General features: G+C 67.3%; 13 protein-coding genes. 8 read left to right on the forward strand and 5 right to left on the reverse strand.

The genetic code is table 11. From position 1 onward, the window contains the following. Nucleotides 1–566: 566 nt before the first annotated feature. Together ACFXJ8_RS05265 and ACFXJ8_RS05270 are read left to right on the forward strand one after the other, a co-directional pair. The gene (locus ACFXJ8_RS05265) at nucleotides 567–914 is read left to right on the forward strand and encodes a DUF1622 domain-containing protein (RefSeq protein ID WP_379642534.1); all 348 of its coding nucleotides are present in this window, start codon (nucleotides 567–569) and stop codon (nucleotides 912–914) included. A 693-nt stretch (nucleotides 915–1,607) separates the two neighbouring features. Next, on the forward strand, nucleotides 1,608–2,522 hold the full coding sequence (locus ACFXJ8_RS05270) for a DUF5996 family protein (protein ID WP_379642535.1): 915 nt from the start codon (nucleotides 1,608–1,610) through the stop codon (nucleotides 2,520–2,522). Here ACFXJ8_RS05270 and ACFXJ8_RS05275 read toward each other — a convergent pair. Beyond that, nucleotides 2,515–2,913: a DUF2231 domain-containing protein gene (locus tag ACFXJ8_RS05275; RefSeq protein ID WP_379642536.1), complete on the reverse strand. Its 399-nt coding sequence runs from the start codon at nucleotides 2,911–2,913 to the stop codon at nucleotides 2,515–2,517. The two genes, ACFXJ8_RS05270 and ACFXJ8_RS05275, sit on opposite strands and share 8 nt — an antisense overlap. A gap of 313 nt (nucleotides 2,914–3,226) precedes the next feature. On the opposite strand from ACFXJ8_RS05275, the gene ACFXJ8_RS05280 reads away from it, so the two are divergent. The 3 genes from ACFXJ8_RS05280 to ACFXJ8_RS05290 all read left to right on the forward strand — a co-directional run bounded on the left by ACFXJ8_RS05280 (nucleotide 3,227) and on the right by ACFXJ8_RS05290 (nucleotide 4,487). Beyond that, nucleotides 3,227–3,784 (forward strand): hypothetical protein, encoded by a 558-nt coding sequence (locus ACFXJ8_RS05280; RefSeq protein ID WP_379642537.1) that lies wholly within the window; start codon nucleotides 3,227–3,229, stop codon nucleotides 3,782–3,784. Between the two features lie 116 nt (nucleotides 3,785–3,900). Then, complete coding sequence (locus tag ACFXJ8_RS05285) at nucleotides 3,901–4,110, forward strand: DUF2945 domain-containing protein (RefSeq protein WP_379642538.1); 210 nt, start codon at nucleotides 3,901–3,903, stop codon at nucleotides 4,108–4,110. Between the two features lie 113 nt (nucleotides 4,111–4,223). Beyond that, entirely contained in the window at nucleotides 4,224–4,487 is a 264-nt protein-coding gene (locus tag ACFXJ8_RS05290; RefSeq protein ID WP_379642539.1) for a hypothetical protein, read from the forward strand. Here the strand turns inward: ACFXJ8_RS05290 and ACFXJ8_RS05295 are convergent. The 3 genes from ACFXJ8_RS05295 to ACFXJ8_RS05305 form a co-directional block, all read right to left on the reverse strand. Further along, nucleotides 4,448–6,130 carry an FUSC family protein gene (locus tag ACFXJ8_RS05295; RefSeq protein ID WP_379642540.1) on the reverse strand — a complete coding sequence of 561 codons (1,683 nt, stop codon included), beginning with the start codon at nucleotides 6,128–6,130 and terminating at the stop codon, nucleotides 4,448–4,450. The two genes, ACFXJ8_RS05290 and ACFXJ8_RS05295, sit on opposite strands and share 40 nt — an antisense overlap. A gap of 471 nt (nucleotides 6,131–6,601) precedes the next feature. Continuing rightward, the gene (gene cydB, locus ACFXJ8_RS05300; RefSeq protein WP_379642541.1) at nucleotides 6,602–7,606 is read right to left on the reverse strand and encodes a cytochrome d ubiquinol oxidase subunit II; all 1,005 of its coding nucleotides are present in this window, start codon (nucleotides 7,604–7,606) and stop codon (nucleotides 6,602–6,604) included. Nucleotides 7,607–7,633: 27 nt separating this feature from the next. Next, nucleotides 7,634–9,013: a cytochrome ubiquinol oxidase subunit I gene (locus tag ACFXJ8_RS05305; RefSeq protein ID WP_379642568.1), complete on the reverse strand. Its 1,380-nt coding sequence runs from the start codon at nucleotides 9,011–9,013 to the stop codon at nucleotides 7,634–7,636. Nucleotides 9,014–9,279: 266 nt separating this feature from the next. Between ACFXJ8_RS05305 and ACFXJ8_RS05310 the strand changes: the two genes are divergently transcribed. Then, entirely contained in the window at nucleotides 9,280–11,577 is a 2,298-nt protein-coding gene (locus ACFXJ8_RS05310) for an FdhF/YdeP family oxidoreductase (protein ID WP_379642542.1), read from the forward strand. A 34-nt stretch (nucleotides 11,578–11,611) separates the two neighbouring features. Beyond that, complete coding sequence (locus ACFXJ8_RS05315) at nucleotides 11,612–11,998, forward strand: TraR/DksA family transcriptional regulator (protein ID WP_379642543.1); 387 nt, start codon at nucleotides 11,612–11,614, stop codon at nucleotides 11,996–11,998. Between the two features lie 44 nt (nucleotides 11,999–12,042). On the opposite strand, the gene ACFXJ8_RS05320 is transcribed toward ACFXJ8_RS05315, so the two are convergent. Beyond that, nucleotides 12,043–13,239 carry an MFS transporter gene (locus tag ACFXJ8_RS05320; protein WP_379642544.1) on the reverse strand — a complete coding sequence of 399 codons (1,197 nt, stop codon included), beginning with the start codon at nucleotides 13,237–13,239 and terminating at the stop codon, nucleotides 12,043–12,045. Between the two features lie 112 nt (nucleotides 13,240–13,351). Here ACFXJ8_RS05320 and ACFXJ8_RS05325 point away from each other — a divergent pair, with 112 nt between their 5' ends. Further along, nucleotides 13,352–14,617, forward strand: coding sequence for an AlkA N-terminal domain-containing protein (locus ACFXJ8_RS05325; RefSeq protein WP_379642545.1), 1,266 nt, complete (start codon nucleotides 13,352–13,354; stop codon nucleotides 14,615–14,617). Nucleotides 14,618–14,841 lie beyond the last annotated feature (224 nt).

Consider the following 14,841-nt stretch of genomic DNA (forward strand, 5'->3'; position numbering starts at 1 on the left):
TGCCGCTAAGCTGGAAGAATTCGAGAAGCCTCGCCCGCACCTGTGACAATCACCTGTCTTGGCGAGCGTGCCCAGGAAATGGTGGCCGATCTTGTAGGCGCCTGTCCCGAGATGGTGACCGCGCCCGGCTCGTCCGAGCCTTGACCGGGACCGCAATGCCACCCGCGCGGCAACGCGAACGGGTTGCGTTCACGGGCGGCGTCACCACCGTGGCACCGGCGAGCTGGATCCTGTCCGATTCCCCCGAGACGCCCCGGGCGGGCTCATCGGCTGCGTTCCGTCGCTCGCGACGATCTCGGTGTACTCACCCGAGCGTTGCTCGAACGTCCGGCCGAACAGCTCGCCGTAGAACCGTGCGGCGCGTCAAACAATCTTGACCGTCAATTCCAGAGGCCTGATGAGTTGCGGGGTAGGGACATCGGAACGCGTTTGTTCCGGAGTGATCGTGACATGTGGGGACGCTGGGTGCGATGGCAGCGCGGAGATGTTGACGCAGTGGCCCGCGATAGAGGTCCCGTCCCGCACCGCGCCTCGTGGTCGGCGGCCGACGTCGGCAGGAGGATCGCGTGACGGTCAGGCAGTTCATTGAGACGGCCGGTACGCTGCTCGACCTGTTCGGCGTCCTGGTCATCGTCGCGGGGACGGTCTTCGCGACCGCTGCTTTCTGCCGTCACGTGGTACGGCATCAAGCGGTCTCCGCCTATCCCGCCTACCGTCAGGGGGTGGGCCGTACGATCCTGCTCGGCTTGGAACTGCTCGTCGCCGCCGACATCATCAAGACGGTAGCGATTTCACCTACCTTCCAGAGCGTGGGTGTCTTGGCCGCGGTAGTGCTCGTCCGTACCTTCCTCAGTGTCTCGCTGCAGGTGGAGCTGGATGGCCGCTGGCCATGGCGCAGGCCGAGCAAGGATTGAGCGGGTGCTGCGCTGCAACGGTGCTCTGTGGCCATTCGGGGGCGAGCACGGACCAGATCTGCACGTCGCGTCCGGAACCGTCGGCGCCGGGACAGTACTGGCGCATGCCCAGTCTCATGGCGACGTTGATGCTGCGCGTGTCGTCCGGCAGCGTGCACCACTCCACGCGGGCCACCGGAGTGATCCACCCGTGCCCTTCAGCGGCGGATGCTCCGGCTGAAAATGATCGCCTGCGGACGACACGACGGGTTGATCTCCGGGCAGCCGGGCGGACGCTGCATCTGCAGAAGCTGGTGGATACAGGCAACACGAACTGACCATGTCATCGATCTCGGTCCCGGAGCGGGGACTGACGGCGGTCGTATCGTAGCCACCGGAACCCCTGTTGAGGTGTCGGCGAACACTCGTAGCGTGACCGCTCCCTGTCTCGCTGAGGCTTTCACGAATCCGCCGGAACGCAAGGGATGATCGGCAGGCGCCGTGACGGTCGTGAGGATCCGCGCCGGGTTGCATCAGGATCGCGGACTCGCTGTGCGCCGTGCTGCCCGACCATGGCGCCGATGAGGACGTGTCCCCCCGCGATGAAGCGATCGCCAAGCACTTGGGGCCAAGGCTATGACCTGCTGAAACCCGGCCCGAATGGGTAAGTCGTGGAGGTAAGCGCAGGTAGGAGGGCAAGGGGGCGCAAAACCCATGGACTGGCCGTCGCTCGATTACGAGCAGTGGAGCGCGACGTGTGACACGCTCCACGCCCACACACAGGTGCTCGGCAAGCTCGCCGTGGCGCTCGCACCGCCCGAGCCGCAACTCCAGCACGCCGCCCTGCGGCTGACCGCGCGCGGCTGGGAGACCCTGCCGCTGCCCGCGCCTGACGGCTCAGGGGCGTTGGTCGTGACGCTCGATCTGCGCGTCCACGAGGTGCTGGTCGAACACAGCGACGGCCGCTTCCGGCGCGTCCTGCTGACGCCCGACCGCGCGGTGGGCGAGGTCACCCGGGAAGTCCTGGCGAAGGTCCGCGAGCTCGGCGGCAGCGTCGAGATCGACATGACGCCGCAGGAGGTGTGGTGGAGCGTGCCGCTGGACGAGGATTCGGAGCACAAGAGCTACGACGCGGACCAGGTGGCCACGTACTTCGCCATGGCGACCCAGGCCGCGCTCGTGCTGGCCGCCTACCGCGCCCCCTTTCGGGGTCGTTCGACCCCGATCAACGCCTGGTGGGGGTCATTCGACCTGGCGGTGAGCCTATTTTCGGGCGCGCCGGCAGCACCGCCGTCTCGTGACTTCATCATGCGTAACGCGATGGACGCGCAGGAGGTCGCGGTGGGCTGGTGGCCCGGGAGCCCGAAGTACGGCAAGCCGGCGTTCTACGCCTACGCCTACCCGCGGCCTGACGGGTTCGTCCCCCCGAAGATCTCACCTGGTGCCGCGCATTGGGAGAAGAGCCTGGGCGAGTATGTGCTCGACTGGAACGACGTCGTCGCGAGCAAGGATCCGCACGGGTTGGCGCTCACGTTCGCGGGCTCGGCCTTGCAGCACCTGTGCACGGTGTGCGGGTGGGATCCGGCGCTGGCGGAAAGCGCGCGGGGAAACCCGCCGCCGGTCAGCTGACCCCGATTCGTCCTGCATTCGAGAGCTTGGCATTCATGCGCCGGCGCGTCTCTCCTCTGAGGTCACGCCAGTCACCCATCCCGGTCAGCGCCGTCGGCACCGCGGCAACGGCTCCGACCGCGAGGGTGGCATTCGCGGCGCGGCCGGCCATCGGGGAAGCGGTGAATCCGGCGACGGCATCCAGCGCGAACGCGCTGACCCAGGACCCGACCGGCACATCGGTCAGCGCCGGATGCAGCGGCACGCCCAGCCAGGTCCCGTCCAACAGGTCATGCAGTCGCTGATGGCGCGCAAGCAGATCGCGAACGACCGGCTGGGCACGGTTGGCGAGCCGGTCGGGCCACGGCTGAGAATCGGCCAGCCGTCGTGCCAGCGCCAAGACATCGCGCACCCACTCTGCGTCATCCGTTACGAGCCGCCCCGCTGGGGCTTCCTAGATCCACCTCGCATACTCGAAACGTCTCTGCTGCTTGCGGTCTGCACGTCCAAAATGCCGCTGTCGCCGCGTACAAAATTACGCCTATCCTGGGCCGCCCCTGGTTTCGCCGTGTTGCCCCTGCGGTAGACCGGCACCTGTCAGGCGGCGCACGTGTTCGGAGTTACTTTACGGCGAGTGGTGCCGTCAGCCTGGGAAGCTGTGGACGCGTGCGCCCCACGGTCGCGGCTTTGAGTAAGCCGCGAACACGCTGACTGGGGGATCGATCATGAGCACGGACCTGTTTCGGGTGAGTTGTTTCGGTCCAGAGAACCGGCTGTCGCTCCGCCGACCGCCGTCATGGCGGACTTCAGGTAACCGGTCTTGCCAACGCACGCATACGCTCGTCAAAGGTCTGATCGCCGGCGCAGCGGGCACCAGCGCACTCAACGCCGCCGCATATCTGGACATGGCGATCCGGGCGCGCTCCGCGAGCAGCACGCCGCAGCAGGCCGTGGACAAGCTGGCCGACTTGGCGCAGGTGGATCTCGGCGACGGCCAGCGGACCGACAATCGCAAGGAGGCGCTGGGCGCGCTCCTCGGGTACGGCACGGGGGCGGGCGCGGCCGTGTGCTACGGCCTGCTCACGTCAGGTATGCGGCCGTCGTGGCGGGTCGGGGTGCCGGTGCTGACCGGGCTCGCGTTGATCGGCTCGGACGGCCCGCTGACGGCACTGGGGGTCACAGACCCGCGCCAGTGGTCCGCCTCGGCGTGGATCTCCGACGTCATCCCGCATCTGGCGTACGGAATCACCGCGTACGTGGCGTACGAGCTGTTGAGGTCTTGATAACGCGACAGGCCCGCGAACCAGCGTCATCGCGGAGCCCCGCGCGCGCGGAGCGCCGGCCAACTCGTGGACGCAATCAGAGACGACATCGCAGACAAGCGGAGCGAAGGAGTGAAATGACGACGCAATTCTCCGCTGGAGACCATGTCCGATGGAATTCAGAAGCCGGATACGCTGAAGGCGTAATCATCAAGAAGCACACACGGGACGTAGAATACAAAGGTTACGTACATCACTGCACCGAAAGCGACCCTCAGTACGAGATCAAGAGCGATAAAACCAATCACATCGCCATGCACAAGGGAACTGCTCTGACGAAGCTGTAGATAACGTTGGATCCCATAATTGGGCGGCAGGTCAAAGCCGTCCGTGATTACGCGGATTCCCAGAAGGCCTGAATGAGTTGCTCGAACTGGCTGAACACGAACGGCCGGCAATCATGTGCAGCGAGGCCGTGCCATGGCGTTTCCTGCCTGACAAGGCCATCGACCTGATGGACCAGGCCTCCGTCCGGGTACGGCTGCGCTCGCCCCCGAGGGGGACACCGTCAAGATCGACGCGCCGGACAAGACCCAAGCCAAGCTCGACATCACGGTCACCCACACCGGCCGGCCCGCCGACGTGCCAGGCCAGCGCCAAGGCCCGCAGCGCGGTAGCGCCGGTTCACAACCGATGGCGGTGCAGACGGTCGAGCAGGTGGTAGGCGCGTTGTTCGGCGGTGGCCAGTTCGGCGGGGTCGATCCCGGCCGGCCACAGCTCACCGGCTGCGGCATTGTCGGCTTCCCGTAGTTTCACCACCGCCTGCGCCAGATGTACCTGGACGATGGGGAGTGACGGTCCGTCGGGCTGGGCCAGTGACCGTTCGGCCAGTTCGGCGGCTTGCGTGCACGCGGCCAGCGCCCGTTCTGCCCGTACCGCGGCATGGTCGTGGACCACCAGCAGCGCGCAGAGCAGTCCCACGGCGATCCCCACGACGCTGCCCAGCATCCGGTCGACAACCAGCGCTCCGGCCGGGGCGGGAGCCGCCAGGTCGCTCAGCAGCAACGCCATCGGCGTGAGGAAGACGACGCCCAGGGCATAGTTGCGGGCCACGACGTACTCGAGGAAGAACTCCAGGATCACGATCACCATGGTGAGCGCCACGGGGTTCAGATCCGCAGCAAGTACGCCGAGGGCGAGCAGCAGCCCGACGGCCGTACCCAGGCTCCGCTGGGCGGCGCGCTGGGCCGTGGTGCGCAGGTTGACCGAATGCAGTACGGCGGCCGCCGTGACCGCCGCCCAGTAGCCGTGCTCCAGGTGCAGGAAGAGGGCGAGCCCTCCCGCCACGCCGGTACCCAGAGCCATCCGTACGGCGGGCACGGCCAAGGCGGGGAGGTGGTCGGGCCCGCCCGGGCGCCCGACCAGCAGTTCAGCCGCGCGCATGGCAGCGGGGTCATTGCGCGCCGTGGCCGTTCCCGCCGGGCGCCGGACCATGCCGTCCCGTACATCGAGCGTCGGTCCCGACGGCCGGGGCAGAATCGACAGCTCGCTGAGCACGGGGGGAATCCGGCGGCGCCGGTCGGTGAGGAGGCGAGCCTGGAGGCGCAAGCGGTGAGCCATGGCGGCCCGATCTCCGTACGGACGCCGTGCGGTGCCGATCAGCAGGGTCCAGCACAGGTCGGTCAGGTGCACGAAGACCGCATCGCGGCCGAGTTCGGCTCGCCGGGCCGCCACCGGGGGCGAAAGTCCGAGGCAGTGGTAGGCGTGCAGGACGGCGACGGTCGCTCCGTGCCGGGTCTGCCGGGGCACGTCACCGGCATCGGACGCCTCCAGCAGTGCGGTGAGTTTGCGCAGGGCGATGGCCACCGCGAGGCGTTGCGGCCGGTCCGGGTGCACCAGCCAGCCCGACACGCCGAGCAGGCAGGCGAAGGAGGCTCCCACCGCGGCAAGAGCGGTGTAGGGGAGCACATCGGCGGGCGTGGGCGAGTCGTTGGCCGCCACCGCGAACGAGAACAGCAGCAGCACCGCACCCAGCCCGCTCAGGTGCGTGGCGTCACAGACGAACTTCACCAGCCCCGCGACCAGGGCCGTTGCCGCGACCACCGCGGCGGCGCCGACTCCACCCGCCTGCGGGTGGGCCCACACCGCGAGGGCGGAACCGCAGCCCACGCTCGCCGTCATGGCCAGGGCGACCAGCGGGAGGACGCGGGCACGCCGAGCGTAGGGCAGATTGCGGCCGAACGTGGTGGTGAAGGAGCCGAGCATGGCGTAGACAGCGAGGTCCGGCCGTCCCGCCTGCGCGATGGGCACCGCCACCAGCCCCATGGCCAGGGCCGCCCGCACCGCGAACAGGAGTGCCCCATCCACCTCGTGCATGGTCAGTGCACCGCGTGGTGAGAGCATGCGACCCACGTAGATGGCCGTATGTCGCCAACTCCGCCCAGGCACAAAGAGGACGAAGCGCCGCAAACTCGGCATATTCGAATGTATACCCGGACCCTTAGCTGGGTTCGCGATCACCGGGTAGGCGACCACGGGCTGCCGCGGTGGCACACGAGCACCTGGTTGCCTTGTGTGCCACAGCCCCTCGCTGGACGGAGGGGGATCTCCCCCCGTTGAGTGGACACGGCCCGGAACAGGCACGCCGGGGGCACCAGACTGGGCCTGCCCCTCGCCCGCCAGACTGCCGAGGCACACGGTTCGTCCTGCGCCTGCCTCTCTGCGTGATCTGCTGCCGGCGCTCTGCAGCGTGTTCCCCCTGAGCGCCGGCCGGTCGTCTGCCTGGCAGGGACGTGGCGAGCATGGCCACACGAAGCCGTGTGCAGACCTGCATGATCATTAGTGGCTGCCGCTCGGGATGTCATCCACACTGATCCGGCGGCGGAACACCCAGTACGTCCAGCCCTGATAGATGAGCACCAGCGGCAGGAAGATCACCGCAACCCACGTCATGATGCCGAGCGTTTTCGGCGTGGCCGCCGCGTTGTCCACGGTCAACGTGCCAAGCGGGGTAAGAGTCGACGGCATCACGTTGGGATAGAGCACCGCGAACAACGTGATTATCGTCGCCGCGATCGCGGCCGCGGAGAACGAGAACGCCCAGCCTTCCCTGCGCCGGTAGATCGCGCCCAGGGCTGCGATCATGGCGGCCGCGGCGGCTACGGCGAGGATCACGGTCGCGGCCGATCCGCCCATGAACTGGGTCCACGCCAGGAAGGCCAGCGCTGCCGCGGTGGCGGCTATGCCCACACGTCCGGCGAGGAGGTTCGCCCGCACGCGGATGTCTCCCCTGGTCTTCAATCCCAGGAAGATCGCCCCGTGCATGACGAACACCGCAAGCATCGTCACGCCGCCGAACAACGCGTAAGGGTTGAGCAGATCCCAGAACGTGCCCACGTACTCGTGCCGCTCATCCAGCCGTACACCGCGGACAATGTTGCCGAAGGCCATTCCCCACAGGAACGCCGGCAGCAGCGAACCCACTGTGATCGCGGTATCCCAGTTCGCCCGCCACCGGTCCGAATCCCGCGTGCCTCGGTACTCGAACGCCACACCGCGAAGGATCAACGCCACCAGGATCAGCAACAGCGGTAGGTACATGGTGCTGAACAGCGTGGCATACCACTCAGGAAAGGCCGCGAACGTCGCGCCGGCCGCGGTGATCACCCACACCTCGTTGCCGTCCCAGACCGGCCCGATCGTATTGATCATCACCCGTCGCTCGGTTTCGTCCCTGGCCAGCACGGGAAGCAGCATGCCCACCCCGAAGTCGAACCCTTCGAGGACGAAGTAGCCCGTCCACAAAAGCGCAATGGCCATGAACCAACCATCAGCCAGTTCCACACAAACCCCCTCCCGGGTGATCACGCCCTAGTAGGCGAAGGCCAGCCCTTCGCCCTCGTCCGGGCCCACCTCCTCGATCACCGGCGGGTCCGCCCTGCCGAACTTGATCATCAATCCGACCTCGATCACCGCCAGCGCGCCGTACAGGAGAGTGAAGACGATCAGTGAGGTGAGAACGGTGGTGACAGGAACGGTCGGCGAGACGCCGTCTCTCGTGAACATCTGGGTGAACACGATCCACGGTTGCCGGCCCATCTCGGTGAAGATCCAGCCGAAACTGTGCGCGAGGAAGGGCAGTACGACGGCCCACACGCCGGCCCGCCAGAGCAATCGACTTCTGGGCAACCGGTCTCCGCGCGTGAGCCAGAGCAGCGCCAGCGCGACAAGTGCGGCGAGCATCCCAAGGCCGATCATCAGACGGAATCCCCAGTAGGTGATCGGGATGTAGGGACGGTAGTCGCCTGGTCCGAACCGCTTCTCGTATGCGGCCTGGATGTCGTTGATGCCCTCGACCTTGCCGTCGAAGCTGCCCGTGGCCAGGAACGACAGCAGGCCGGGCACCTCCACCCGGAAGATCGGTTCGCGGCCGTCCAGGGTGCCGATTGTGAAGAGGGAGAACGGCGCGGGCTGGGCCGTCTCGTAGAGCGCCTCCGCCGCGGCCATCTTCATCGGCTGCGTCTCGGTCATGACCTTGCCGAGCGTGTCGCCGGTGAGGAGCGTACCCGCCGCGCCGATCAGCGCCGCGACCGCGCCCAGCCGCAGCGACGGCCGGAATACCTCGACGTTGCGCCGGCGGCCCAGATGCCAGGCGGAGACCGCCACGAAGATCACGCCGCCGGACAGCCAGCACGCGGCGATAGTGTGCGGGAAGGCGGCCAGGACCACCTTGTTCGTCAGCACCGCACCGAAGTCGGTCAGCTCGGCCCGCCCGTTGACCTTGAACCCGACCGGCCATTGCATGAACGCGTTGGCCGCGAGGATGAAGTACGCCGACAGCATCGTGCCGATCGCCACGAGCCAGATGCACGCGAGGTGGATGCCGCGCGGCAGCCGTTCCCAGCCGAAGATCCACAGACCAAGGAACGTCGATTCCATGAAGAACGCGAGCAGCGCCTCGATGGCCAGCGGGGCACCGAAGATGTCGCCCACGAACCGGGAGTAGGCACTCCAGTTCATCCCGAACTGAAACTCCTGGACGATTCCGGTGACCACGCCCATGGCAAAGTTGATCAGGAAGAGCTTGCCCCAGAACTTCGTCGCGCGCAGGTAGGCCTGCTTCTTCGTCCGCAGCCAGAGGGTCTGCATGATCGCGACAAGGAGCGCCATGCCGATCGTGACGGGCACGAACAGGAAGTGATAGACCGTGGTGATCCCGAACTGCCACCTGGCAAGGTCCAAAGCATCCACCATGTCACCCTAAGTAGTCATATTTATACTTAGGGCAAAAGCCCGCCTGTTAGGTGTCCAAGCACATGCGTGTCGCCGAGCCACTGCTGACTGACGCCACCCTCTCACCGCGGCACCCACTGTGCGCCAGGGAACTGGAAGGACATGTCCGTGACCAGGTCAAACCCGTTTCCCGCCCCAAGTGGGTCCGACCGCAATGACCTAGTCTGGCCGTACTCGCCGCATGCGATCGCTGCGAGTCCGCCTGGAGTCCAGGAGGGATAGCCGTGGCTGAGCAACGATCCGCCGGTGACGCCGGGAAAGAGCAGGCTCCAGAGTTTCACCCGTACCACCACCCTGCGGCAGGCTGGGGAGCAGCCAAGAGCGTGTCACACGTCCTGCTGCGCGAACGTGAATTCGTCGAAGGCCCTCGAGCCGTCCGGAGGATGAATCACGAGGGAACGGGGTTCGACTGCCCGGGATGTGCTTGGCCGGACGATCTCAAGGGCCTCCGACTGGATATCTGCGAGAACGGGATCAAGCACGTCACCTGGGAGATGACCCACAAGCGAGTGGAACCCGCGTTCTTCGCGGCCCATACGGTCAGCGAGCTGTCCACGTGGAGTGACGCGGAACTGGAAGACCAGGGCCGCTTGACTCACCCGATGACATACGACGCGGCCTCCGACAAATATGTGCCGATTTCGTGGCAGGACGCGTTCGCCATGGTTGGACAGACCCTGCGCGAGCTCGACAATCCCAACGAGGCCGCTTACTACACCTCCGGGCGGCTCGGTAACGAGGCGACCTTTCTCTATCAGCTCCTGGCGCGCGAGCTCGGGACGAACAACCTGCCGGACTGTTCGAACATGTGTCACGAGGCCAGCGGTCGTGCGCTGCAGGCAGCGCTGGGCACGGGCAAGGGCACGGTGGATCTCAAGGATTGGGAAGTCACCGACGCGCTGTTCATCTTGGGGGTGAATGCGGCCTCCAACGCGCCCAGGATGCTGACCTCGCTGGTCGAGGCGCACAGACGGGGCGCGCGGATCGTGCACATCAACCCGATCGTCGAAGCCGCGGCAAGGCGAGCCATCATTCCGCACGACTTCGTGGACATGGCTGTGTTCCGGGCCACCCGCACGAGCTCGCTGAACCTGCAGCCGCGGATCGGCGGGGACATGGCGCTGCTCCGTGGGATGGCGAAAGCAATTTTCGCCGAGGCGGAAACCGACCCCAAGGCGCTCGACAGGGAGTTCATCGAACGCCACACGTCGGGGTTCGACGAATACCGAGCCCTGTGTAAGTCCACGCCCTGGGACGTGATCGAGCAGCAGAGTGGCGTGAGCCGCGCGAAGATCGAAAAGGCGGCACGAATCTACTGCGAAGCCGACCGGAGCATCTTCTGCTGGTGTCTGGGGATCACCCAACACGAGCATGGTGTCGACACGATCCGGGAGATCATCAATCTGCTCCTCCTGCGGGGCAACCTTGGCAGGGAGGGAGCGGGGCCGTCACCGGTGCGGGGCCACAGCAATGTGCAGGGCAACCGCTCGTGCGGAATCGATCACCGTCCGACGCCCGAATTCCTCGATCGTCTGGCCGCTGTCTGTGACATCGATCCACCCCGCGAGCACGGTTTGGACACCGTGAGAGCCATCGAGGCCATGCATCGCGGCGAGGTCAAGGTGTTCGTCGGCATGGGGGGAAACTTCGCCCTGGCCGCGCCTGACACGCCCTACACCTGTGCTGCGCTGCGTAAATGCGAGCTGACCGTGCAAGTCAGCACCAAACTCAATCGCAGCCACCTCGCCCATGGGCATAAGGCGCTCATCCTGCCGTGCCTGGGACGCACAGAAAGGGACATTCAAAAGACCGGCGAGCAGGCCACTTCCGTAGAGGACTCCATGAGCATGGTCCACCTCTCCATAGGAATGAAGCGACCCGCGTCACCGCATCTTCTCTCCGAACCCGCGATCATCGCCGGCATGGCTCGGGCGGCCCTTCCCGACAGTGCCACGCCATGGGAGTGGTACGTCGACGACTACGACCGCATCCGTGACACCATGGCCCAGGCTCTGGAGGGTTTCGAAGACTTCAACCGGCGCGTACGGCTTCCACTGGGATTCCGCATCCGCCAACCCGCCCGAGAGTTGGTCTTCCTCACCCCCTCAGGGCGCGCGGAGTTCTCCACCGCCGAACTCACCAACGTCGTCCCAGAAACCGGGATGCTCAAGCTGAGCACCATGCGCTCCCACGACCAGTGGAACACCACCATCTACACGAACAACGACCGCTATCGCGGGATCAAGCACCTCCGCACGCTGATCTTCATGAATCCAGCTGACATGCGCGAGCGCGGCCTGAAACTCTTCGACGAAGTCGACATCACCAGTACTGCCAGGGACGGCACCACGCGCAGCCTGTACCGCTACAAAGCCATTCCCTACAACATTCCGCGGGGGTGCGCGGCAGGTTACATGCCAGAGATGAACGTGCTGTGCGCCATCGGCGACTACAGCACGCAGAGCGATCAGCCACTGATGAAGAGCGTCAACATCACCGTCCGTCCGTCAAGGGGTGACTGAAACTAGAGGGAGAGGTCTTTAGCCTGGAATGGTGATGAACGAACACGCTCAAGGTGCCCCGCTCTCCCCCTCGGACCAGGCGACCATAAGGGAACTACTCGATGCCGACCGGAAGAAGACGCTGGCTAGGGTCGCCGCGCTGAGCAGTGATCGGGACGAGATCGTGAAGTCGGCGGCTTTGACGTCACCCGACGACGAGCACGATCCCGAGGGGACCTCCACCGCCTTCGAGCGGGCTCACATCCAGTCTCTCCTCGATCAGGGCCTGGCCCATCTCACCGATCTGGAGCTCGCGGCCGAGCGGCTGCGCGAAGGCGGTTATGGGATCTGCGCCAGCTGCGGGCAACGAATCCCGATCGAGCGGCTCATGATCCTGCCGGCCGTCAAGACCTGCGTTGGGTGCGCGTCTGGCCGCCGCTGATCCAGGCCGCGGCCCACCGCCGCGGCGAAAGCGCATCGCCTGCCTCAACCGGCACGCGCGCCGGCGGTCATGAGCGGTACAGCGGGCACGAGCGCGAGGCACGCCATGGCCAGAGCCGCGGGGACGAGTCCGCCCGCGTCGAGCAACGGCGTCACGATGGCGGCGCCCAGCGGCGGCGTGGCCTGCATGAGCGTGCGCAGCAGGGCGAAGCCACGCCCCCGCAGCTCGACCGGGATGCGGGCCATGCGCACCGTCTGCGCCCACACGGTCATCGGCGCGCTGAACAACCCCACCACGAGAAAACCAGCGGCGACCGCCCAGACGTACGGCGAAGCCAGCACGCCCAGGAAACCCAGGGACGCCGCGAACTGGGCCAGCCCGATCGCCCGCAACGCTCGGGAGCCCGGCCACCCGCCACCGGCCGCCGCGGCGCCCGCCAGCTCTCCCGCCGACATCGCGGCGAGCATGAACCCCAGCGCCTGCGGCCCGCCGGGCAACTGGGTCTTGGCCAGCCACGGCCCGACGACCATCAGCATGCCGGCCGCGATGTTGAAGATCATGAACGCCGCAGTGGTGATCACCAGCACGCGGTCGCGCAGGAGCACCGACACCCGCGCAGCCGGTGCCCCCGCCCGGCGCGCCGGGGTCCGCAGCGGCCGGCGTACCAGCAGTGCGCAGACGGCAAGCACAGCGTAGGACACCGCGTCGAAGGCAAGAACGGCTTCGGCCCCCACGACCGTGATCAGGAGTCCGCCGAGCGCAGGACCCACCATTCCCGCGACGCTGAAGCTCAGCGACTCCAGCGCGTTGGCCGCGTCCCGGTCCTCCTCTCCCACCAGGTCGGGGATCGCGGCGGGGAACGCGGCCAGCGGCACCATCTTGAACAGTCCGTAGATCGCGGCCACCACGAACGGCAGGACCGTGGGCACCTCTCCTGCGACCGCGGCGAGCGGGATCGCCGCCATCGCGACACCCCGCACGACGCTGTCGGCGGCCAGCACGTGGCGCTTGTCGAACCGGTCGAGCAGCGGTCCGGCCAGCAGGCCGCCGGCGAAGACCGGAAGCGTGTAGCAGACGGTCAGCAGCCCCAGCCGGGCGGTGCCGTCCGGCTGGGAGAGCACCAGCCAGGCCAGGGCGACGAACGTCATGCCGTCGCCCGCCAGCGACAGGGAGGAGCCGAGCCAGAGGAGGCGGAAGTCACGGCCGGCCAGCGCACGCCGGTACCGAGTGAAAATGGGCATGCGCTCAAGGCTGGCCACCTCTACCCCTGATGCGCTGGCGGGCATCGGCCTCCTGCCTTCGACGGCCGATCCCCGCCAGTGGAGGGGCAATCAGCTGTGACACCGTGGAAGGGTGATTGCCGAGGACAGCGTCTACGCGGCGATGGAGAGCAGGGACTCGCGCTTCGACGGGTGGGTGTTCGTCGCCGTCACGACCACGCGCATCTACTGCCGCCCCAGTTGCCCGGCTGTCATGCCCAAGCGCGAGCACCTGCAGCTGTATCCGACCGCGGCGGCCGCGCAGGTCAACGGCTTTCGTGCGTGCAAGCGGTGCCGGCCGGACGCCGCTCCCGGCTCCCCCGAGTGGAACCTGCGCGCCGACGTGGTGGGCAGGGCGATGCGCCTGATCGCCGACGGCGTCATCGACCGTGAAGGTGTCGCGGGGCTGGCTTACCGTCTCGGATACAGCCAGCGGCAGGTCTACCGCCAACTGGTCGCCGAGGTCGGCGCGGGACCCCAGGCCCTGGCCAGGGCACAGCGCGCCCAGACGGCTCGCGTCCTGCTGGAGTCGACCCTGCTGCCCGTGAGCGACATCGTCTTCGCTGCGGGATTCGGCAGTGTGCGCCAGTTCAACGACACCATCCGCCAGTTGTACGGGACCACGCCGTCCGAGCTGCGCGCCCGCGCCGGTCCCACCACATCTGGCGCCATCGCCCTGCGCCTGCCGTACCGGCCGCCGATGGACGTCGCCTTCATGCTTGCGGCGCTCGGCGCGGAGGCCGTTCCCGGCATCGCGGAATACGAGAACGGGATCTACCGGCGATCGCTCGTCCTGCCGTACGGCACCGGCGTCGTGACGCTGGCCGAGCGGCCCGGTTCCACCTACGTCGCCTGCGAGCTGCGCCTGGACGACCTGCGTGACCTGCCGGCCGCCGTGGGACGCTGCCGCCGTCTCCTCGACCTGGACGCCGACCAGGAGGCCATCGACCGGTGCCTCGGCCCGCTGGCCGAGGCCGCTCCGGGCCGCCGGGTGCCCGGCACGGTGGACCCGGCCGAGCTGCTGACCCGCGAGCTACTGGGACCGGAGCGTCTGGCGGAGGTGGTCGAACGGCACGGCAAGCCGCTGGCGACTCCGGTCGGCGGCGTGACCCGCGGCTTTCCCCGGCTCGACGCGCTCAAGGAGGCCGGACTCCGCGGTGTAGAACTCGGTACGGAAGCCGACCCCGACCAGTTCCGCGCGCTCCCCGGCCTCACCGAACGGGCGGCGGCGGTGATCCGGATGCGCGCACTCCGTGACCCCGACGTGGTCCTTCCCGATGTCTCACTTCCAGACGCCGACTGCTGGCGGCCCTGGCGCTCCTACGCGATGCAACACCTCACCGGCTCAGGACCTGGGTAGCTGGGTCTCGTGGAGGCGAGAATCCCCTGCGCGTACCGGTCGAGCTCACGGGCGAGGTCAGCAGCTTGGCCTCGTCATGCCCGTGATCGCGGATCCGTCGCCTCGGTGAGGACCCGGCGCAGCGCGGTGGCTAGTACTACATAGCTAGATCGGGATGAGTTGAAGGCGCAGGCGCTGCCTAAAGTGGTGCCTGCGCGCTGCGGCCTGGTGGCTCCTGCGATGGA

Origin of the sequence: Nonomuraea sp. NPDC059194 (genome assembly GCF_042754765.1) — a bacterium.
Classification (GTDB): Bacteria; Actinomycetota; Actinomycetes; order Streptosporangiales; family Streptosporangiaceae; genus Nonomuraea.

What these genes read in the sequence shown, in the direction of transcription:
- ACFXJ8_RS05270 (WP_379642535.1), top strand. Translation starts at nt 1,608, where the DNA reads ATGGACTGGCCGTCGCTCGATTACGAGCAGTGGAGCGCGACGTGTGAC.
- ACFXJ8_RS05280 (WP_379642537.1), top strand. Translation starts at nt 3,227, where the DNA reads ATGAGCACGGACCTGTTTCGGGTGAGTTGTTTCGGTCCAGAGAACCGG.
- ACFXJ8_RS05285 (WP_379642538.1), top strand. Translation starts at nt 3,901, where the DNA reads ATGACGACGCAATTCTCCGCTGGAGACCATGTCCGATGGAATTCAGAA.
- ACFXJ8_RS05290 (WP_379642539.1), top strand. Translation starts at nt 4,224, where the DNA reads ATGTGCAGCGAGGCCGTGCCATGGCGTTTCCTGCCTGACAAGGCCATC.
- ACFXJ8_RS05315 (WP_379642543.1), top strand. Translation starts at nt 11,612, where the DNA reads ATGAACGAACACGCTCAAGGTGCCCCGCTCTCCCCCTCGGACCAGGCG.
- ACFXJ8_RS05320 (WP_379642544.1), bottom strand. Translation starts at nt 13,239, where the DNA reads ATGCCCATTTTCACTCGGTACCGGCGTGCGCTGGCCGGCCGTGACTTC.